The sequence below is a fragment of the Pseudomonas sp. FP1762 genome (assembly GCF_030687105.1).
Taxonomy (GTDB): Bacteria; Pseudomonadota; Gammaproteobacteria; order Pseudomonadales; family Pseudomonadaceae; genus Aquipseudomonas; species Aquipseudomonas siliginis.
On the sequence record NZ_CP117458.1, the window covers coordinates 3,108,586 to 3,128,329 of the forward strand.

The window sequence follows — 19,744 nt, forward strand, 5'->3', positions numbered from 1 at the left end:
CGCATATACGCCCTCTCTCCTCCCCTTGTTCTCTCCAATCGGTCCCTCGCTGGCGTGCCGATTGGCGCGCGGCGGTTTTCGAATCGTTGTGGAGAACACATCATGAAAATTCGCTTTGCCTTGGGTCAACCGCTTCGCTCGCTACTGGCCACGGCGCTTGTGCCCGCCGCCCTGATCGCGTCTCCACTGGCTTCGGCCAATGACAAGGTGGTGCTGCTTACTTCCTGGTATGCCCAAGCTGAACAGGGCGGTTTCTACCAGGCCCTGGCGGATGGGCTGTATGAAAAAGAAGGCCTGGACGTGACCATCCGCATGGGTGGGCCGCAGGTCAATGGCATGCAGTTGCTGCTCAACAAGCAGGCCGATTTCATCGTCAACTACGACTTGCAGATTCTCAAGAGTGTGGAGCAAGGCCTGCCGGTGGTGGCCGTGGCCGCACCCTTTCAAGGTGATCCTCAGGGTCTGCTGACCCATGCCGATGTGAGCGGCCTGGATGCGTTGCAGAACAAACAGGTGCTGGTGTCCACCTCCGGCCAGCAAACGTGGTGGCCGTGGCTCAAGGAAAAATACCAGCTCAAGGACAGCCAGGCCCGCCCCTACACCTTCAACCTGCAACCCTTCCTCGCGAACGCCAACACCACGCAGCAGGCCTATGCCAGCTCCGAGTTGTTCCAGGCGTTGAAGACCGGGGAGAAAGCCAACTTCTTCCTGTTCGCCGACGCCGGTTACCCACCCTACGGCTCGACGCTGGCCACTCGCCAGGACGTGATCGATCAGCATCCTGAGCGAGTCCAGCGCTTTGTTCGCGCCTCGATGGAGGGCTGGAAGCGCTACCTCGACAACCCGAGCGCCAACCACCTGATCAAGGCCGACAACCCGAACATGAGCGATGAATTGCTCGCCTGGGGCTTGTCGACGCTCAAGCAATATCGCTTGGTCACCGGCGGTGATGCCGCCACCCAAGGCATCGGCGTGATGAGCGATGCGCGCTGGCAGGCCACCCGAAATTTCATGGTCGAAGCCGGCCTGCTCGGTGCCGATGCGCCTTGGCAGAAGGCCTACACCACGCGCTTCGTCGAGGACTTGAAGGTACTGCCTGGCGCCGAACAGTCCGCCAGCCGCTGAGCCTGATTGCAAGACTGCTGAACCCAGAGCCCGAGCCCAAGAGCCGGCTGAACGAATACCGTGAGGACACTTGTTATGTTGGTCACCAAACAACCTGTATTGCGCCGTTTCTGGTATGCCCTGCTGCCCATGACCGCGCTGGATGCCGGCCCGCAGCCCTTCACTTTACTCGGTGAGGCGCTGGTGCTGTGGAAGCGCCCCGACGGCACCCCGGTGGCCATGCGCGACCGTTGCTGCCACCGCACCGCCAGGCTATCGAAAGGTTTTGTCAGCGAGGACGGCAACATCGCCTGCGGCTATCACGGCTGGGAATATGACTGCACCGGCACCTGCGTGAAGATCCCGCAAAACCCCGCGGGCATGATTCCGCCGGGCGCCTCGGTCCAGGCCTTTCACTGCCAGGAAAAATACGGCTACGCCTGGGTTGCCCTCGACGATCCTCTGCAACCAATCCCTGAGTTTCCCGAGGATGGCGCCCCGGGCTACCGGCGCATCTTCCAGTTTTATGAAGAGTGGAAAACCAGCCCGCTGCGGGTCATGGAAAACTCCTTTGACAACTCGCATTTTTCCTTCGTCCACAAAGCCAATTTCGGCCTTTTCGACCAGCCCGCGCCGGCCGGCTACGAGTTTCGCGAAACCGACTATGGCTTCGAGGCGGAGACCCGTGTGCCGATCCGCAATCCTGAGGAGAGCTATCGCATCACCGGCACCCGCGAGCCGATCACCCAGCGCCATCTGATCAACCGCTACTACCTGCCATTCTCCCGGCGCTTTGGCTGCATGTACCCGGACAGCGGCATCCATCACATCATCTACAACTGCGCGACACCCATGGAAGACGGGCGCCTGATGCTGGTCCAGTGGCTGTACCGCAATGACAGCGAAGAGCAATGCTCGACCCAGGAACTGATCGACTGGGACGCAGCGATCACCGCCGAAGACCGCGACATCCTCGAAGCCACCGATTACGACGCCTGTGTCGATACTCGCCGGCGAGTGGAACTGCACATGCCGTCGGACAAGCCTGGCCTGGTGATTCGCCGGCAATTGCTGGGCCTGCTCGAAGCCCACGGTGAAAGTGAAGTGTTCCTCAGCCATTGAAGTCAGCGCCCCGGTGTGCCGGGGCTTTACCGGACGCTCATGACCCAAGGGGAGAGCGCTATGTTGATGCAAACCATAACTGGGGCCAACGCCCTGCCACAGGCGTTGCCACGGGGCGACAGCGTCGGCGTGCAAACACCGCTGTTCGCCAATCAGGTGGAAAAAACCTACAGCAACGGTACCCAGGCCTTGAGCCGGGTGAAGCTGGCCATTCAGCGCGGCGAGTTCGTTTCATTGCTCGGCCCTTCGGGCTGCGGCAAGAGCACCCTGCTGAAAATGTTCGCCGGCCTCGAAGAGCCTTCCGCCGGCCACGTGCGCTGGTGGGGCAAAGACAGCCCGGCCAGCCCGACCCAAGGGCAAAGCCTGGCGATGGTGTTCCAGGAGGCGACCCTGATGCCTTGGGCGAAGGTCAGCGACAACGTGCGCCTGCCGCTGGATCTGGCCAATGTGCCCAAAGCCCAGAGCCAGCCAAAGGTCGACGCAGCCCTTGCTCTTGTCGGCTTGGACCGCTTCAGCCAGGTGTACCCGCGGGAACTGTCCGGCGGCATGCAAATGCGCGCGTCCATCGCCCGGGCCTTGGCCACCGAGCCCAATCTGCTGTTGATGGACGAGCCCTTCGGCGCCCTGGATGAGTTCACCCGCAACAAGCTCGACAGCGACCTGCGTCAGCTGTGGGCTAGCCGCGACCTGACCGTGGTGTTCGTCACCCACAGCATTTTCGAGGCCGTCTACCTGTCATCGCGGGTGGTGGTGATGGGTGCGCGCCCGGGCCGAGTAATCGCCGACATCGAAATCGACGGCCCGTTGGAACGAGACGAGGCCTACCGCACCTCTGCGGCCTTTATCGCGCAGTGCGCACGTCTGTCCCAGCTCCTGGCCCAGGCCAATGGCGATCCTTGCTGACTTTATTGAGAGCCCGCTCATGAACCCGTCCTTTACTCCCTGGTTACGTCATCCCGCGGTGTTGCGCATCGTCTCGCCGCTGCTGCTCGGCGCGGTATTGCTGGGTCTGTGGCAATTGGCATGTGTGGCCTGGAAGGTGCCGGTGTATCTGGTGCCCTCCCCGGTCGATATCGGCCGAACGCTGATCAGCGATGGCCCGATGCTGTTCGGTGCATTGTGGATGACCTTGAAGATCACTTTTTTCTCGTTTGCCCTGGCGGTGCTTATCGGCACCCTGGCGGCGTTTGTGTTTGTGCAGAGCCGCGTGCTGGAAGCCAGCCTGTTTCCCTACGCCATTCTGTTGCAGGTGACGCCGGTGGTGGCCGTCGCGCCGCTGATCATCATCTGGTGCAGCAATACCACGCTGGCGTTGATTATTTGCGCGACTTTGGTGGCGATTTTCCCGATCATCGCCAACACCGTACTCGGCTTGCGCAGCGTCAACCCCGGCCTGCTCAATCTGTTCCGCCTGAACCGCGCCAGCCGCTGGCAGGTGCTGTTGCGCCTGCGCATTCCCAGCGCCCTGCCGTGTTTTTTTGCCGGGCTGCGCATTGCCAGCGGGCTGGCGTTGATCGGCGCGGTGGTGGCGGAGTTCGTCGCCGGCACCGGGGGCACCGGTGCAGGGCTGGCGTATCAGATCCTCCAGGCCGGCTTTCAACTGAATATTCCAAGGCTGTTCGCTGCCCTGCTGCTGATCGCCTTGACCGGTGTCGCGTTATTCAGCCTGATGGCCGTGCTGGCCCGGTTGAGCCTGCGCAACTGGCACGAAAGCGAACTCGGCTGACCCTTTGAATCCGCCGCAGATGCGGCGTATGGAGCCTCACATGAAGATTCAAAATAGCTGGCTGGTACGTAACGCCAGCGCCATCCTCACCGGTTTGTCCGGTGCAGCGGCGCGCCACGCCGGGCCTGATATCCGTATCGTCGACGGCCGCATCAGCGCCATCGGCGCCCTGCAACCCCAGCCCGGCGAGCGAGTGCTGGATGCCACCGACTGTGTGGTCTACCCGGCGTGGGTCAATACCCACCATCACCTGTTTCAGTCGCTGCTCAAAGGCATTCCCGCAGGTATCGACCAGAGCCTGGGAGCCTGGCTGGGTGCCGTGCCCTATCGCTATCGCGGCGCGTTTGACGAGCAAAGCTTTCGCCTCGCCGCGCGCATTGGCCTGGTCGAATTGGCACGATCCGGCTGCGCCACCGTCGCGGACCATCATTACCTGTACTTGCCGGGCATGGACTTTGACAGTGCCGAGGTGCTGTTCGAGGAAGCCGAACGGCTGGGGTTGCGGTTTGTTCTCTGCCGTGGCGGAGCCACGCAAGCACGGCAAGCCGAAGGCAAGTCCGTGGCCGGGCCGGAGACCCTGGAGCAATACCTGGACGACGTCGAGCGTCTGGTGCGGCGCTACCACGACCCGGCCGCCGATGCCTGGCGGCGGGTGGTGATGGCGCCCACCAGCCCGCCCTACTCCATGCCTGCCGAACACCTGCGCGAAACCGCCCGGGTCGCCCGGCGACTGGGCATTCGCCTGCACAGCCATCTGAGCGAAACCGTCGAATATCAAAATGAGGTGCAGCAACGCCACGGCATGTCGCCAGTGGCGTTCTGTGCCGAACACGAGTGGCTCGGCCCGGACGTGTGGTTCGCGCATTTAGTGAAACTCGACGCCGAGGAAATCCACATGCTCGGGACCAGCAGTACGGGCATTGCGCATTGCCCGCAAAGCAATGGCCGCCTGGGCAGTGGCATTGCCGATGTGGTGGCCATGGAGGCTGCGGGAATGCCGGTGTCGATTGGCGTGGATGGCGCCGCCTCCAACGAGGCCTGCGACATGATCAGCGAAACCCACGCCGCCTGGCTGATGCAACGGGCCAGACTTGGCGAACGGGCCCGCCCGCGTTATGCCGGCGGTGACGAGGAAGGCGGTGCCAGCGCGGCCACGGTGGAAGACGTGGTGCGCTGGGGTACGTCTGGCGGGGCTCGGGTGCTGGGGCTGGACGCCGTGGGCGGCGTGCAAGTGGGCATGGCGGCCGACCTGGCGATCTACCGCCTGGACCAGCCGCGATACTTCGGCCTGCATGACCCGGCGATCGGGCCGGTGGTGGGCGGAGGACGCCCGACCTTGCGCGCCTTGCTGGTCGGTGGCCGGTTGACCGTACACGACGACCAGTTGCCTGACTTCGACCTGGCCGAACTCGGCGCCCAGGCCCGAGACGCGGTGCGGCGGTTGCAGCAGGCCGCAGGCGTACGCTCATGAGCTGATCTCCCCGGCACGTGCTGCCGTGCCAATACTCGGCCGCATCAAATGTCTGGTAGATGGAAAAATACGGCAGTAATGACTTGGGACTGTCATCAGACAGTTTCAGGGTCCCGGAGAAGAAAGCAGCGTACGGCGTATCACAAGGCGCTTCTACAACAATTGCTCGCGTAGAAAATCGATAAACGCCATCGTCCGCGCTGAACGTCGTCGCTCGCGGCTGAGTACGGCGCGGACAGGCAGCGCGCTGGTTTGATAGTTGTCGAGTACGGTACTCACCCTGCCCTGCTCGACGTCAGCTGTGAACAGCCATTGCGGTGAGAGGGAAATACCCAGGCCGGAGAGCACCATTTCGCGGATGGCCTCGCTGCTGTTGCTGGTGACGTTGCCCTGGATACCTACATCGAACGCCTGGCCGAGGTGCGTAAAGTGCCAACGGTCGTAATGCTCCAGCAACGTGAAGCCGATGCAGTTGTGTCCTGACAGTTCGCTGGGCTCACGTGGCACGCCGTGCAGAGCCAGATAACCGGGCGCCGCATAGACACGCCGTGGGCTATTGCCCAGTGGCAGTGCCACCAATCCCTCGCTCTTCACTACGCCAATGCGGATCGCCAGATCGATGTTTTCCTTGAGCAGGTCTTCATTGTGGTCACTCAGCCGCAGGTCAATCCGCACATCAGGATGGCGTTGCAGGAAAGTCCCTATGAGCGGTGCGATGCATAACCTTCCATAACTGACCGGGGCGGCGACTCGTAAAGGGCCGGCGATCTGCTCCTGGCCACTGGTAAAGCTCCGTGTAGCAGTTTCGACGTGGCCGAGAATTTCCTGGCAGTGGTCGTAGAAGCGTTGACCTTGGTCGGTCAGGGCCAAATGCCGAGTGCTGCGTGCGAACAATGGCCCACCCAGGTACTGCTCCAGCGCGCGCACTTGCTTGCTAACTGCCGGCTGCCCCATGTTCAGTTCACGAGCGACCGCCGAGAAAGACCCGCGCTCCACGACGCGGACAAAGACATGCATGCTGTCGAACAGATCCATCGACGATTGGTTCTCTTTGGGGAATAAGTCATATGCACATTGGGTTTCTTATCGGAATGATTAAAGCGCGGCAATCTGTAAGCGTCCATCCCAACACAGGTTCCCGTCATGAAACATTCCATGCTTGCCGCCATCGCCGAGTCCGCTCAATCCCCTCTGGCCATCCGTCACATCGATCGCCCTGTTGCCGGTAAGGGGCAAGTATTGGTCAAGGTTCACGCCGCAGGGGTCAATCCGCTCGATACCAAAATTGCCGCCGGCGCAGGGGCTCACGCCCGCCAACCGCTGCCGGCCGTGCTCGGCCTTGACCTCGCCGGTACGGTCGTCGAAGTGGGCGAAGCGGTCGACGGGTTCACCCCGGGCCAGGAAGTCTTCGGCATGCCCGGCGGGATCGGCGGTGCCCAAGGCACCATGGCCGAGTACATTGCCGTGGATGCCCGGCTGATCGCGGTCAAGCCACACACCCTAAGCATGCGTGAGGCGGCTGCATTGCCTTTGGTATTCATCACCGCGTGGGAAGGTCTGGTCGATCACGCCAATGTCCGCTCCGGCCAGCGTGTCCTGATTCATGGGGGCGCGGGTGGGGTCGGCCAAGTGGCTGTGCAACTGGCCAAGGCTCGCGGTGCCGATGTCTACGCCACCGGTTCGGCGGGCAGTCTGGACTTCATACGCTCGCTGGGGGCGACGGCGATCGACTATCAGGCACAGAGCGTTGAGGATTATGTCGAGCACTACACCGCCGGCGAAGGGTTCGACATTGTCTACGACACCGTCGGCGGCAGCACGCTGGATGCATCATTCAAAGCCGTGAAAGCCTATACCGGGCACGTGCTGAGCTGCCTGGGCTGGGGCCAGCACAGCCTGGCACCGTTATCGTTCAAAAGTGCCACCTACTCGGGCGTCTTCACTCTGGCTCCGCTGCTCACCGGCAAAGGACGCGAACATCACGGTGCTATCCTGCGCGAGGCCGCTGCGCTGGCCAACGCGGATCAACTGACGATCCGCGTGGATCAACAGCACTTTGCGCCGCAGGACGTCAACGAGGCGTTTCGCCAAGTCGCCGAAGGCCGCGGCAAGGGCAAGACGGTGATCGAGTTTGTGGGTGCATAGCTTCTTGTAATCTCTTCATAGCGCTAACGGCCAAAAGCGTCCGCCTTTGGCCGTTAGTTGCCACACAAGGGCAACCGCTTTCGGCCAAGAGCTGCCGCCCCCATGGTCTTCTCCAGCCCAAAACGCTGTCGCCAGTTGCTGCCGAACGTATGGCACACCTATTGGCATGGGCCGCACACCATATGGATGGCAACCCGATCCCTGTAGGCGGCTCTTTCTATGAGAGCTGGCCTCTCACCCATTTGTAATTACCTGGCCTGAACAAACCGCTGCTCAAGGTTTTCTTTTGCATTGCTCTTCGGGCGCACCATATCCCCAAGTGATGATGGCTTCGGCCTTATGTTCCCAAAGCGATTCATTACGCCCAACGTACTTGATGCCAATGCCACTGAGTTGCTGGTACATCAGCGATACGCTGTCGCCACGCTCGGCTATTAATGTCGGCGGATCAGTTTCGAAGAACCTGACAGTTACCTCGTTTGCAGGGTTGCCGTCGCATTCGTAAATGACAGGCCCAGTGCCAGAGATCAGTCGGTACCGTGCTTGCAACTCAGCGATGCGGTTCTGGTATTCCATGCGCAGGCATGCACCGACGTCATCACTCTTCCAGCAATCGTCCCGCCCCTTGATCCACCCCCGCTGCTCTGCTTTGAGCATTGGAGGATGCTCGTTGCCAGCCTTGATACTCGCACTGGCATACACTGCCGAGAGTTTGCGATCGAGGGCAGATAATTCCTTGTCTTCACATATCAATGCTTCGACACCGCCAGGCTCCGCCTTTGAGCAATCGTAAGATGGACCAGGTGACGAATTGATAGCCGACGATGTTCCCGTGCGCGCCCCGGTCGACTGTATCGCACTGATTTGCTGATCAATGTAATTGCACCACTGTTCGGAGCTTCGCTCAGGGACATCTGACCCCTCTTGAACCCCCAGCTTTATCTCGATCACTGACTTCCATTCGTCAGAACCTAGATCCGGTCCGTGCCCTTGCATATCAGCCGTATGCATAACCTTATCGACCGATTGATACCACGTGTTTGAGCATTGAGATTGCGCCTTGGCAACGCCTGTGACGCCAATCAGTAGCAAAACCAAATATTTGCGCATGTGCGGTTTCCCTGGATTTACGCAGTCGCCGACCAGTCATCTTAGCCGGTCTCATCCGCTAGTGATTGGTGAGTCAACAGTGATTGCAGCATAAGAAGTCCTCGCTGCGCAGGCACGCCTGATGCGTCTAGGCCTTCAGCACAGTTCGGGTTTGCTCAGCAATTTCCAGATGTCGATATTTGGCGATTGTGTATGTATATGGTGGTGCCCTCCACGTGGGTGAAGGACCGGGGTGGATCAGTCGCACGGCACCGTTGTCGGACTCGGCCAGAAGCAGACACTTAAAAAGCTCAACGATCAGGTTCTCATGTCATGAAATCATCCGGCTGCCGTACCATCGGCACATCGACAAAACGGAGGTTGATATGGGAAATGGTCAGGGCAAAAGGGTCGTTGTCATTGGTGCAGGCATCGTTGGCGCGTCATTGGCGTATCACTTGGCAGGTAAAGGCGCGAATGTCACTTTGATAGAAGCTGAAGGTATAGCTTCGGGAGTGACCGGCAGCTCATTCGCTTGGCTCAATGCCTCACACCCCGAACCCGACCCAATTGCGCAACTGCGCGGTTCTGCCATCAAAGAGTACCACCGACTCGAAACGCAGCTACCTGGTCTGGAGATAAGATGGACAGGTGCCTTGTCTTACAGTGCGATGGCGATTGAGGCGCTGCCGATCTCAGGTCACCAGGCTTCGGCAAACTTGGTGTCTCGATCGCAGATTCTCGACTTGGAACCAAATCTCAAGAACCCTCCCCAGTCTGCTCTGTATGCGGCTGAAGAAGGAGCGCTGGACGCAGTGGCAGCTACGCATGCGTTGATCGCAGGTGCGCAGGCATATGGGGCGAATATTCTCACTCAGACGCGAGTGCTCGGTTTTGTAACCCAGAGTGCAACGGTGACTGGAGTCGAAACAACGATAGGCAGCCTCGATGCCGATATTGTCGTACTGGCAGCCGGGACAGGCATCACGAAACTGACAGACATGCTTGGAGTGTCCCTGCCAATAGAGGCCTCGCCTGCCATTTTCATCCGTTGCAAGTCACAACCCAACCTCGTACACACCCTCATATCCAGCCCTGAAATGGAAGTGCGGCAAAGTTCGGATGGTGCGTTGTTCGCGGCGGAAGATTATCTGAACGATGCCGTGGAAAATCAGCCGGCAGCGATAGCGCTTCGCACGGCCAAGACAATCCAGAACGAACTCCATGGTGTCGTTTCCATAGAACCGGAACGGGCTTGTGTCGGCCTCAGGCCCATGCCTGCCGATGGCATCCCCATCATCGGTTATCTCCCCAAAGGAGGTGGCGTCTACGTTTGTGCAATGCACCCTGGAATTACTTTGGCGGCGATAGTGGGACGTCTGGCCAGCGAGGAGATCATCGATGACAAGGTATCCAGTGCCCTTTGCCCATGCCGGCCTGATCGATTTTTGCAAGCGGAGGGAAGCCTCTTGTGAGGCAGAAATCGGCCAAGAGCAGACGTTCGAACCTAAGATAATGCGATGAAGGGAAAAACTAGAATGACAGCACCTCTGACCAGTAACGCAGCAACCCAGCCTGGGCCTATTACCGGGATCGGCGCGTCAGCCTGAACTGTGGCCAATTGTCCAGGAAACCCGGGGCGTCATTTCGCCCGAATCAGACACTACGCGCGACGTATTTGCCTGATGGCCCAACGCCTGAGTAGAATGCGATTCATTATCAATCATGTATGTCCCGGGATGCCGATGCGTAGCGACGAAACACTAGGTACTGCAGATCCAGGGCTGCTCTATCGCACCCACTTCTCGTGGTTACAGGGCTGGCTGATTCGGCGCATCGGCTGTCGCGACAACGCCGCAGATCTGGCGCAGGACACCTTTGTGCGAGTGCTCAAGCACCGCCATCAGTCCGGCGCCCTGCGCGAGCCACGCGCCTATTTGAGCAGCATTGCCCGCGGGTTGATGATTGATCAGTATCGTCGTCGCGAACTGGAACGTGCCTACCTGGAAAGCATCACCTTGCTGCCGCAACACGAGGTTCCCTCGGAAGAAAGCCGGTTGATGATTCTTGATGCCCTCGAGCGCATAGACCGTCTGCTCGACTCGCTTAAACCAAGAGTTCGCCAGGCGTTTTTATTTGCCCGACTCGACGGTCTGACCTGCGCACAAATCGCCGAAAAGCTCGGTGTTTCCCGCGCGACGGTGGAGCGCGACCTGGCCACGGCCCTGCAACACTGCTATCGCTTGCGTTATGTCGAGGCCTGAGCCCGAGGCGCTGGATCCGGCCATTGTCGAGCAGGCAATCCAATGGCTGGTGCGCCTTCGCTTCAATCAAGCCGATGAACAGACACAGCGCACGTTCGAGCAATGGCTGCAGCAGCGCCCGGAGCATGGATTGGCGTGGCAGCGTGTGGAAACGCTTGGCGATGAATTTGAAGGCGTGCCAGCTCAGCTGGCTCGACAAACCCTTAAGGGCGCCCAACATGGAATGCGCCGGCGGGAAAGCCTGAAGCTGCTGGGCGTATTGGCGACGGTCGGCACGGCAGCCTGGCTCGGCAGTGACTACACCCCCCTGCCCTCCATGCTTGCACAACAGCGCAGCAGCACCGGCGAGCAACGACGTTTCCAACTCGATGATGGCAGCCTAATCCAGCTCAATAGCGACAGCGCCGTCGACAGCGATTTCGACGCCCAGCGACGCCTGATCATCCTGCGCCGTGGTGAAATCATCGTGAATGTCGGTGCGGATCAACACTCGCCGCAAGCGCGGCCGTTGTGGGTGCAATCACGCGACGGGATCATGCGAGCCCACAGCTCGCGCTTTCTGGTCCGCGAGCGTGACGACGGCACACTGGTCGCAGCTCAGGAAGGATCAGTCACGGTTTTCCCCGGTTCCGGCCAAGCGTCTGCGAGCCACAACGTCCTGGCAGGAAACCAACTGCTGTTCACCTCAAGTGACGCCCGAACGTTCAGGGACAACGGCCTTGATCTATGGGGTTGGGGTGACGGAGTGATCAGTGCGAACCATATGCGCCTTGGAGACTTCATCGCAGAGTTGTCGCGTTATCGCCCAGGAGTCCTGCGCTGCGCCGAAGAGGTCGCTGATCGTCGCGTTTCCGGCACTTTCCAGCTCGCCGACAACGATCGGGTCCTGGCATTGATCGCGCAGTCACTGCGCCTGCACATTGATTACCGAACCCGTTATTGGGTCACCGTAACCGCTGCCACCTGACTCCACCCGAATATTTTTTCGCTACCTGAAAAATAATGAGGTGGTTTCTCATTCTCGTTCGACCTGTAAGGAAGGCCGGAATACAGGCCAGTCTGCCGATGTCCTTTCTTGGAGCGAGAAAATGAGTTCGTCCCCGGTTTCACAGCGCCATCCATTAAGTCGTGCCATGCACGGTGCGATCCTGGGTTTGATCGTGAGCAGCTACGCATTGCCATCGCTGGCGCAAACCTCGGGCGCTGATCACAGCAATCAAGTCAAACAGTGGAATATCGCCCCCGGCCCACTGGCGCCAGCGCTTGACCGTTTTGCGCGCGAAGCTGGCATCAGCCTCTCTTTCGACGCGTCGAGTGTGGCGAACCGCACCACGGCTGGCGTGAATGGCACGCTCGATACATCGGCAGCGCTGTCATCCTTGCTCCAGGGCAGCGAATTGCAGATCGAACAGCAAGGTCCAAATGCTTACCTGCTGACCCCTCAAGCAAAAACCGCCGGCCCGCTGGAGCTCGACGCAACGGCCGTCGAGGATTACCGCCTCGCCCCGCTCATCATCAATGCCAAGGTTCGGGTCAGTGCCGACGACGACGCCAACTCGGTGGTTGCCAAGGAACTCTGGGTGGGCGGCAAGGTGGCAACCAGCATTCTCAATACACCGGCATCGGTGTCGGTGGTGACCAACAAGGAAATGCAGCAGCGCAGCGTCAGCACCACGGAAGAAGCGCTGCAATATACGCCGGGCGTGGTCAGTGACTTTTATGGTACGGATGATCGCAACGACTATTTCCAGATCCGCGGCTTCCAGGCCACCACCTACCGTGACGGCTTGACCCTCAGCTCAATGCGCGGCGTACGCGAAGACCCATTCGCCTATGAGCGCATCGAGATTCTGCGGGGCGCCAACTCCACCCTGTTTGGCCCTGCGGACCCGGGCGGTTCGGTAAATTTCGTGACCAAACAGCCGCGCTTCGAGAAGTTTGGCCAAGGCTATGTGACCTACGGTTCGTTTGACCATGTCGAGACCGGCATCGATGTCGGCGATGCGCTGAACGACGAAAAAACCCTGGCCGGCCGCTTTACTGCCAAAGGCCAGAACAGCGACCGCGAGTACGATCATTCGCAGGACGACAACCAGTTGTTTATGGGTGGCCTCACCTGGGCACCGACGGATTACACGTCGGCTACGATGATTCTGGATTACCTGAAAACCGAAAGTTCGCCCAACAGCGGCGGCTATCCGCTGGATCGGGAATACGACCGCAGCAAGTTTTATGGCGAGCCCAGCTACAACTTCCACGATGTCGAGCGCACCAGCCTCAGCGGTAACGTCACCCATGATTTCGACAACGGTTTCGTGCTGCGCAGCAATCTGCGTTACAGCAAGTTGACCGATGATTTCGGCTACGTGTACCTCAGCGACAGCGCCGCGCGTGTCGGTACCACCGTTGATCGATACCTGTTTGGCACCGACACCGAAGCTGACCAGTTCAACGGCAATCTGATGCTGCAATACGATGCCCGCTTCGAGAACATCGACAGCAGCAGCCTGGTGGGCGTGGAGTATCTCGATTCGACCACCAAGGAAAGCTCGGTCTACGCCCTGACAACCCCGATCGATATTGCCAACCCTGTGTTTACTGGCGTTCCACGCTCAATCGCGCCGTATGCCGTCAACAAGCGAGAGGCGACCACCAAGGCCGTCTTCCTTCAGCAGAACCTGTCGTTCTACGAGCGTTTCATCGTCACCGGAGGCGTGCGCAACGACTCGATGGACCTGACCAGCAAAGGCTTGCAATCCACTGAAAAAGACAACTTCTCCGAAACCTCCTACCGAGGTGCGTTGACCTATATCGTCAACGATGAGGTGTCCACCTACGTGAGCATGGTCGAATCCGTCTCGCCGCCGCAGGTTGGCGTGACACCGCAGACAGGCAGGCAGTACGAAGTGGGCGTGAAGTATGCGCCGATGGGAATGGATGCACTGTTCTCCGCCGCCGTGTATGACCTGACCCAGGAAAACGTCACCATCGCCGTGGTGCTGCCGAGCGGCATCATCGAGCAGCAGACAGTGGGCGAATCGCGGGCGCGTGGCCTCGACCTGGAGGCCAAGGCGCAGGTGACGCAAAACCTGAGCCTGATCGGTGGTTATTCCTACATGGAGTCCGAGGTACTGCGCGGTTCGTTGTACGACGGCAGCTCGCTGAAGGGTAACGAATTCGCCACGGCACCCAAGCATTCAGCTTCGCTGTGGAGTTACTACGACGTACCCGCCACTGATGTCAGCGTGGGCCTGGGTGCGCGCTACGTCGGCGCTTATTACTTCGATGCAGCCAACTCCGGCAAAAGCGATGGCACTACCCTGTTCGACGCCGCCTTCAACTACAAGATCGCCAAGGGCACCGACCTGGCGGTGAACGTCAGCAACCTGCTGGATGAGCAGCACGTGGTCGGCTCCGGCACCGCGAACTTCTACAACCCGGGCCGCGAGATTACCGCCAAGCTGAGCTACAACTGGTAAGCAGACGGGTCAGCGTTTTCCCCACACAGAAAACGGTGCCCGCGTTACCGCGGGCACCTTCGACTTGGTTGTTAGCCGCCGACCTCACGCAAAATTCTCTCAAGCTCAGGACGGGTCCACCTCTCCCAAGGGAATACCTCCCGGTCATCGCCGCTGTGCCAATACTCGCCCGCATCAAATGCCTGATAGATCGAAAATGCCGGCTCGGGCATCTCTGCGTACAAGGACAGATCGACGATATCGCTGATGACAATATTCATCACCTCATCACAGTAGTGAAAATCGCGGCCGCCGGTGATAAACAGTCTTGCCACTGAGATCGCCAACTGATTGAGAAGATCGCGGCTGTCGATCTGCAGGTGCTCACACATAACATTTAATTCGGTGTTTGGGGCTTTCTCAATCATCCCCAGTACGTAATCAAGCTCGGCATCACTAAGACCTGTGGCCATATGATCAAAGTACTCGTGAGTTCGGTTTTGCGATGGATTCAGGACAAGCCTGTTAGAAAACATGTTGGCAGATTTGCTGTTAAGCGACAGCTATGGTTCGAAAGCAGCTTCTGATTGGGTGGTCCCGTTTTCCCCCGGGGCTTATTCGGCAGAGGTCGACTTGGACTGTCATCAGATAAACGTGACAAAGCGGGTATCGAGACCCGCGCTCACTGGCGCTAGCGAATTGAGATAGTACACAAACACAAGGGTGGCCGCTTTTGGGTATTTGGCGATCCGTGACACGGAGATCGGCCAGAAGCGGCCAGTCAGTATCGATGAGATACGTTGGATGATTCCATTTTCAAATGAGCCGCGGGCAATACCCAGGTTGATCTACGCTTGAATGAAATCACGCGGAGAAACCGATCATGTCCCTCGCTCCCGGAAGTCTATTGGCCCTGGCTTTGGGTGTCTGCTTTTGCCCATCCGTGCTCGGACAAGGGGCAGCAGACAGCGATTCTCCGCTGGCGATACTGCCCTTGGCATCCGAGAGTGCGCCGAGACTCATTGCCTACCCGCCGCTTGCCGAGCCGCTCGCCCGTGGAGTGGTCATCATCCAGTTTCGAACAGAGCACGCCAGGATCATGCCGGTATTTGGCAAGGTGGCTGCGCAGGTATCACCACGCTTAGGTCACCTTCACGTGACCGTCGATGACTGGAAAGGTACGTGGGCGCACACCAGTGAAGACCCGATTATCCTGGTCGGGCTAACGCCCGGTCCTCACAAGGTTCTCTTGGAAGTGGCCGACCCGACGCACCAGATCATCACCAGTACGACAGTGAGTTTTACAGTACCGGAGAATAAACCGACGGACGCTCCCCGTACTGACGATCATCACGCGGTAAAACCATGACCGCCGTGCTATCACCGTAACAGGCAACAATCGGCGTCTCTGCCAGCGATTGACTGGCTCAATATCTCCAGAAGACCGGGGTCACGAGCACCAACACCGTCAGGATTTCCAACCTGCCTAGCAGCATGCCAACGGTGAGTAGCCATTTGGCCGCATCCGGCAGTGACGAGAAATTACCTGCCGGCCCGATGATTGTGCCCAGGCCGGGGCCGACGTTACACACCGCCGTAGCGGCACCGCTCAGAGCGGTAATCCAATCAAGCCCGATCAGTGCCAGGCCCAAAGCGATGGCGGCAATCGTGATGGTGAAAAAAAACGAGAAGGTCAGCAGCGAACGGACGATCTCCTCGTCGATGGGATGGCCGTTGTATTTTTTCTGAATCACGGCCCGAGGGTGAATCAACTGCTTCAAGCTGCTGACCAGAAGCGCGGCAGCCACCTGAAAACGGAAGATTTTCAGCCCGCCTGCCGTTGAGCCGGAGCAGCCACCGACGAAGGTCAGATAGAAAAACAGCAACACAGCGAAGCTGCCCCACAAGGTGTAGTCGCCAACCGCAATTCCGGTGGTCGTGACGACCGAGGTCACATTGACCGCCACGATACGAAACGCGTCCCACCATCCGTAGTCGCTGTGAAAATACAGCCAGGTACCTACTGCCAACGATGTGACGAGCAGGAATCCAATAAACCCGCGTACCTGGTGGTCCCTGATCAGCGCACGCCGATTGCCCCGACAGGTTGCGACGTACAAGGTGAATGGCAGGCTGCCCAGGATCATGATGACTACCGCCACCCAGTGGATTGCTGGCTGCTCCCAGTGCCCGAGGGAGGAGTCCGACGTCGAGAACCCGCCGGTAGAGATCAACGACATTGCGTGGTTGATCGCTTCGAATGGGGTCATTCCTGCGAGCCAGAGCGCCAAAGTGCCGATACCCGTCAGGCCCAGATAGAGCAAAAGAATGTACTTGGCTGCGACATGAGAACGTGGTGTCACTTTCTCCGACCAGTCCGAGGACTCTGTCTGAAAAAGACGCATGCCGCCGACTCGCAAGAGCGGAAGAATCGCGACAGCCATTCCGATAAAACCGATGCCGCCTAACCAGTGCAGCATGGAACGCCAGATCAACAAGCCGGGAGAGGCGATATCCAGACCGGTGAGTACCGTCGAGCCAGTGGTGGTGATGCCCGACATCGTTTCAAAGAACGCATCGGTGTAGCTGATATCACTGATGAAAACCATGGGTAACGCTGCGAAGGCGCACACAACAACCCAGCTAGCGGTAGTCAACAGGTACATGTCCCTGGGCCGAAGATTGCCAGTCTCCGGACGCCCTCGCACGATCAACAGCAGACCACAGATGAAGGTAATCAGACTCGACCAGAGAAAGGCCGACAGTTCGTCGCTATGCTCATAGATCACCAGCGTCATCATGGGTATAGCCATGCTTACCGCCAGGGTGATCAAAAAAATACCCAAAATGAAGCCGATAAGCCGAATTGCTGCGAGGGACATCACGATACCGTTCCAAATTAGCGCCGCGCAGTATCGGATGCCCTCAATAAAGACTGCGTAAATTCTCCGTAAAATTTTGACCTGCAATCAGTCAGGCTGCGGGAGTCAAAGCGTGGCTATGAGTCAATTACAGGCCTTCGCAACAGGCCGGAAACGGCAGAAGCCGCCAGTGCCAGCCCTCTTCGCATCAAACGAGTCCCGGCCTGACGCTGCATGTTGCGCGTAAAATCTGGCTGCAGCATGCAGCGCCGTGCAAACGGGAGTTGATCTGCGCTGATCGCTCATCAGGAGGAAACGAGTTTCTCGTAATCAGAGAAGGGCTTGAGCGCGCAGTACTGCACGTGTAGCAGATTCCCTTTGACGTAAGGCAGCGCCTCGATGTAATCACGCGCCTCTTCGAAGGTGACGGACTCCAGTTCAAACGCGGCACCGGGACCATCGGCCAGCCCATGAACTGCGCGCACGATACCGCCAGCGAAGCCTTGCCAAACGTGCACTACCTCCGGTTTCGCCAGCCGCTTGAAGTCTTCTGCCGCTCCATCAGCACGGCGAGTCAGAATCACGAAGGTTTTCATGTCACCTCCTCCGTTTTCAGCTGCTTGCGCTGGATTGTTTCACCATAAGCAACGTGCGCCATTATGCCGCTCTGGCCCACGGCCACATTCGGTTTAAGCTCATTGCGGGGAGTGTAGTCCCCACCGTTTTGGGGCCGGAAGGGTATTGGCGCATCTGTGAACAAATCCTCGAGTCGGGTGCGCCAAGCCTCTTTAGCTGCGACGGCATCTGCGGCGGTCAAGTTGCCAGTGCCGTATATGGCGAACGTCGGCAGCACATCGAACCCAGGAAAGTAGAGCGAGCCGTGCGTGATCGGAAACAGCAATTGCTCGAGTGGTCCGTTGATGCCGCGCGGCGAGTAGTCTTCTGCGGGGCCGCCGACAGCGACTGACAACATGGCCCGCTTGCCTTTGAAAGCGCCGTCACCATAGCGGTAGGCGTTGCCAGCGTCCTTGTAGCCGTGGGCGAGTCCGGCTGCCCAGACGCGATCTATCCATCCCTTCATGATGGCAGGCATGCCGTACCACCAGAGCGGAAACTGGAAGATGACTACGTCTGCCGCTAGAACCTTGTCTTGCTCCGCCGCCACGTCAGGGCTTTGGCTGCGATGACGATAGGCGTGGGCGGACTCTGCTCCGAACGAGAGCCGCTGAGGGTTGGCCCGCTGAGGAAAGTCGTGCTCGTCGAATATCGCTTTCCAGCCCATGGCGTATAGATCGGATTGCAGGACCTCGTGTCCTTGCGCAGTCAAGCATTCAACAGACACATCCACCAGTTGCCGCGTTAGCGACGAAGGCTCGGGATGGGCATAGATGATCAGTACTTTTTTCGACATGAAGGACGGCTCCGCTGTGATTTCGAAGGAGTGTCGCGGGGCTCGGGCCATCTGTGAAATCGCAAAATTTTGCTGCTAACATAAGATCGATGGATACCAGACGCCTTGATCTAAATCTGCTTGTGACGTTGGAGGCCCTTCTCATTGAGCAGAACGTGACCCGGGCTGCCGCTCGTCTGCATTTGAGCCAGCCAGCAGTCAGCGCTCAGTTGAGCCGTCTGCGCGACGTCTTCAACGACCCTCTTCTGATCCCCGCGCAGCGTGGAATGACGCCCACCGTCAAAGCCTTGGAGCTGCTCGTGCCGCTTCGCCAGGCACTTGACCAGGTAAGGGCGACCGTCACTACTCATCTGAATTTCGAGCCCGCGACGGCGAGCCTGACGGTATCAATCGCCTGCACGGATTACGTGCAGGCGGTTTTGATCAAACATCTCGTTGTCGCCATGCGACGCGAAGCGCCGGGTGTCCGCATCGCACTGCGCGTCCTGGACGTACCACAGCTGGAGCTGCAGATGACCCGCGGCGAGGTGGATCTGGCCGTGATAAACATGAACGGGGTTCCGCCCGCACTGCACTCGCAACACCTCTATGATGAGAGTTACGTGCTGATCGGGCGTCGTGGGCATCCAAGCCTGCGCGCGGGCCTGACCGTGGATGAGTTCGCGCAGCTGGAACATGTCGTGGTGTCACTGCGCGGCGGAGGCTTCTCTACCTCGGTGGATCACGCCTTGGTAGCGCACGGGCTGCGGCGTAACGTCGTTCATTCAGCGTCGTCATTTCTTCCAGTACCGGAGTTGGTCGCGCAGTCGGATTGTGTGGCCCTGGTTCCAAGTCGTCTTGTAGACGGTCGCAGCGAGCAACTGCTGTGCGTAGCCCCTCCCTTGCCGGTGGAAGGTTTTGCGATTGGCTTGTTCTGGCATGAGCGGTCGGATGGGCACGCCGGCTTCAAATGGGTACGTGAGTTCATCACTCGCGTGGCCGATTCTCGTGCATCCGATTATGGCAACCCAAGAACTCTGACAACCTTAAAACCCGTCCAGACAAGCTAGCGTGTCGAGTACTCGATAGGTCAAAGGCTCGCTGGTTGGCTCGC

18 protein-coding genes are annotated in these 19,744 nt (G+C 59.1%); 12 read left to right on the forward strand and 6 right to left on the reverse strand.

Features of this window, described 5'->3' with window-relative positions; all coding sequences use genetic code 11:
- Window positions 1-102 precede the first annotated feature (102 nt).
- From PSH90_RS13880 to PSH90_RS13900, 5 genes are all read left to right on the forward strand, one after another.
- Entirely contained in the window at window positions 103-1,125 is a 1,023-nt protein-coding gene (locus PSH90_RS13880) for an ABC transporter substrate-binding protein (RefSeq protein WP_305380799.1), read from the forward strand.
- Between the two features lie 75 nt (window positions 1,126-1,200).
- A complete protein-coding gene (locus tag PSH90_RS13885; protein ID WP_133337697.1) occupies window positions 1,201-2,226 on the forward strand; it encodes an aromatic ring-hydroxylating dioxygenase subunit alpha in 1,026 nt (341 codons plus the stop codon).
- 60 nt (window positions 2,227-2,286) lie between these two features.
- On the forward strand, window positions 2,287-3,129 hold the full coding sequence (locus PSH90_RS13890; protein ID WP_305380800.1) for an ABC transporter ATP-binding protein: 843 nt from the start codon (window positions 2,287-2,289) through the stop codon (window positions 3,127-3,129).
- 19 nt (window positions 3,130-3,148) lie between these two features.
- A complete protein-coding gene (locus PSH90_RS13895) occupies window positions 3,149-3,952 on the forward strand; it encodes an ABC transporter permease (protein ID WP_252867622.1) in 804 nt (267 codons plus the stop codon).
- A 40-nt stretch (window positions 3,953-3,992) separates the two neighbouring features.
- Window positions 3,993-5,423, forward strand: a complete 1,431-nt coding sequence (locus PSH90_RS13900; protein ID WP_305380801.1) for an amidohydrolase family protein — start codon at window positions 3,993-3,995, stop codon at window positions 5,421-5,423.
- 153 nt (window positions 5,424-5,576) lie between these two features.
- Here the strand turns inward: PSH90_RS13900 and PSH90_RS13905 are convergent, their stop codons facing one another.
- Window positions 5,577-6,458: a LysR family transcriptional regulator gene (locus tag PSH90_RS13905; protein WP_305380802.1), complete on the reverse strand. Its 882-nt coding sequence runs from the start codon at window positions 6,456-6,458 to the stop codon at window positions 5,577-5,579.
- A gap of 108 nt (window positions 6,459-6,566) precedes the next feature.
- On the opposite strand from PSH90_RS13905, the gene PSH90_RS13910 reads away from it, so the two are divergent.
- A complete protein-coding gene (locus PSH90_RS13910) occupies window positions 6,567-7,568 on the forward strand; it encodes a zinc-dependent alcohol dehydrogenase family protein (RefSeq protein WP_305380803.1) in 1,002 nt (333 codons plus the stop codon).
- A gap of 273 nt (window positions 7,569-7,841) precedes the next feature.
- On the opposite strand, the gene PSH90_RS13915 is transcribed toward PSH90_RS13910, so the two are convergent.
- Entirely contained in the window at window positions 7,842-8,678 is an 837-nt protein-coding gene (locus tag PSH90_RS13915; RefSeq protein ID WP_305380804.1) for an MliC family protein, read from the reverse strand.
- A 365-nt stretch (window positions 8,679-9,043) separates the two neighbouring features.
- On the opposite strand from PSH90_RS13915, the gene PSH90_RS13920 reads away from it, so the two are divergent.
- The 4 genes from PSH90_RS13920 to PSH90_RS13935 all read left to right on the forward strand — a co-directional run bounded on the left by PSH90_RS13920 (window position 9,044) and on the right by PSH90_RS13935 (window position 14,400).
- Window positions 9,044-10,132 (forward strand): FAD-binding oxidoreductase, encoded by a 1,089-nt coding sequence (locus PSH90_RS13920; protein WP_305380805.1) that lies wholly within the window; start codon window positions 9,044-9,046, stop codon window positions 10,130-10,132.
- Between the two features lie 270 nt (window positions 10,133-10,402).
- Entirely contained in the window at window positions 10,403-10,921 is a 519-nt protein-coding gene (locus PSH90_RS13925; RefSeq protein WP_051600722.1) for a sigma-70 family RNA polymerase sigma factor, read from the forward strand.
- Window positions 10,908-11,888 carry a FecR domain-containing protein gene (locus PSH90_RS13930; protein ID WP_305380806.1) on the forward strand — a complete coding sequence of 327 codons (981 nt, stop codon included), beginning with the start codon at window positions 10,908-10,910 and terminating at the stop codon, window positions 11,886-11,888. The genes PSH90_RS13925 and PSH90_RS13930 overlap by 14 nt, the downstream gene beginning before the upstream one ends.
- A gap of 121 nt (window positions 11,889-12,009) precedes the next feature.
- Window positions 12,010-14,400, forward strand: coding sequence for a TonB-dependent siderophore receptor (locus PSH90_RS13935; RefSeq protein ID WP_252867628.1), 2,391 nt, complete (start codon window positions 12,010-12,012; stop codon window positions 14,398-14,400).
- A gap of 71 nt (window positions 14,401-14,471) precedes the next feature.
- Here the strand turns inward: PSH90_RS13935 and PSH90_RS13940 are convergent, their stop codons facing one another.
- Window positions 14,472-14,852: a hypothetical protein gene (locus PSH90_RS13940; RefSeq protein WP_122507382.1), complete on the reverse strand. Its 381-nt coding sequence runs from the start codon at window positions 14,850-14,852 to the stop codon at window positions 14,472-14,474.
- 410 nt (window positions 14,853-15,262) lie between these two features.
- On the opposite strand from PSH90_RS13940, the gene PSH90_RS13945 reads away from it, so the two are divergent.
- Complete coding sequence (locus PSH90_RS13945) at window positions 15,263-15,748, forward strand: DUF6130 family protein (RefSeq protein WP_252867629.1); 486 nt, start codon at window positions 15,263-15,265, stop codon at window positions 15,746-15,748.
- 58 nt (window positions 15,749-15,806) lie between these two features.
- Here the strand turns inward: PSH90_RS13945 and PSH90_RS13950 are convergent, their stop codons facing one another.
- The 3 genes from PSH90_RS13950 to PSH90_RS13960 form a co-directional block, all read right to left on the reverse strand.
- Window positions 15,807-17,261, reverse strand: coding sequence for a TrkH family potassium uptake protein (locus tag PSH90_RS13950; protein ID WP_252867630.1), 1,455 nt, complete (start codon window positions 17,259-17,261; stop codon window positions 15,807-15,809).
- A 284-nt stretch (window positions 17,262-17,545) separates the two neighbouring features.
- Window positions 17,546-17,836: a hypothetical protein gene (locus PSH90_RS13955; RefSeq protein ID WP_122706234.1), complete on the reverse strand. Its 291-nt coding sequence runs from the start codon at window positions 17,834-17,836 to the stop codon at window positions 17,546-17,548.
- The gene (locus PSH90_RS13960; protein WP_252867631.1) at window positions 17,833-18,651 is read right to left on the reverse strand and encodes an NAD(P)H-dependent oxidoreductase; all 819 of its coding nucleotides are present in this window, start codon (window positions 18,649-18,651) and stop codon (window positions 17,833-17,835) included. Before PSH90_RS13960 ends, PSH90_RS13955 begins: the two co-directional genes overlap by 4 nt.
- Before the next feature lie 89 nt (window positions 18,652-18,740).
- On the opposite strand from PSH90_RS13960, the gene PSH90_RS13965 reads away from it, so the two are divergent.
- Entirely contained in the window at window positions 18,741-19,700 is a 960-nt protein-coding gene (locus tag PSH90_RS13965; RefSeq protein ID WP_050977893.1) for a LysR family transcriptional regulator, read from the forward strand.
- Window positions 19,701-19,744: the final 44 nt, after the last annotated feature.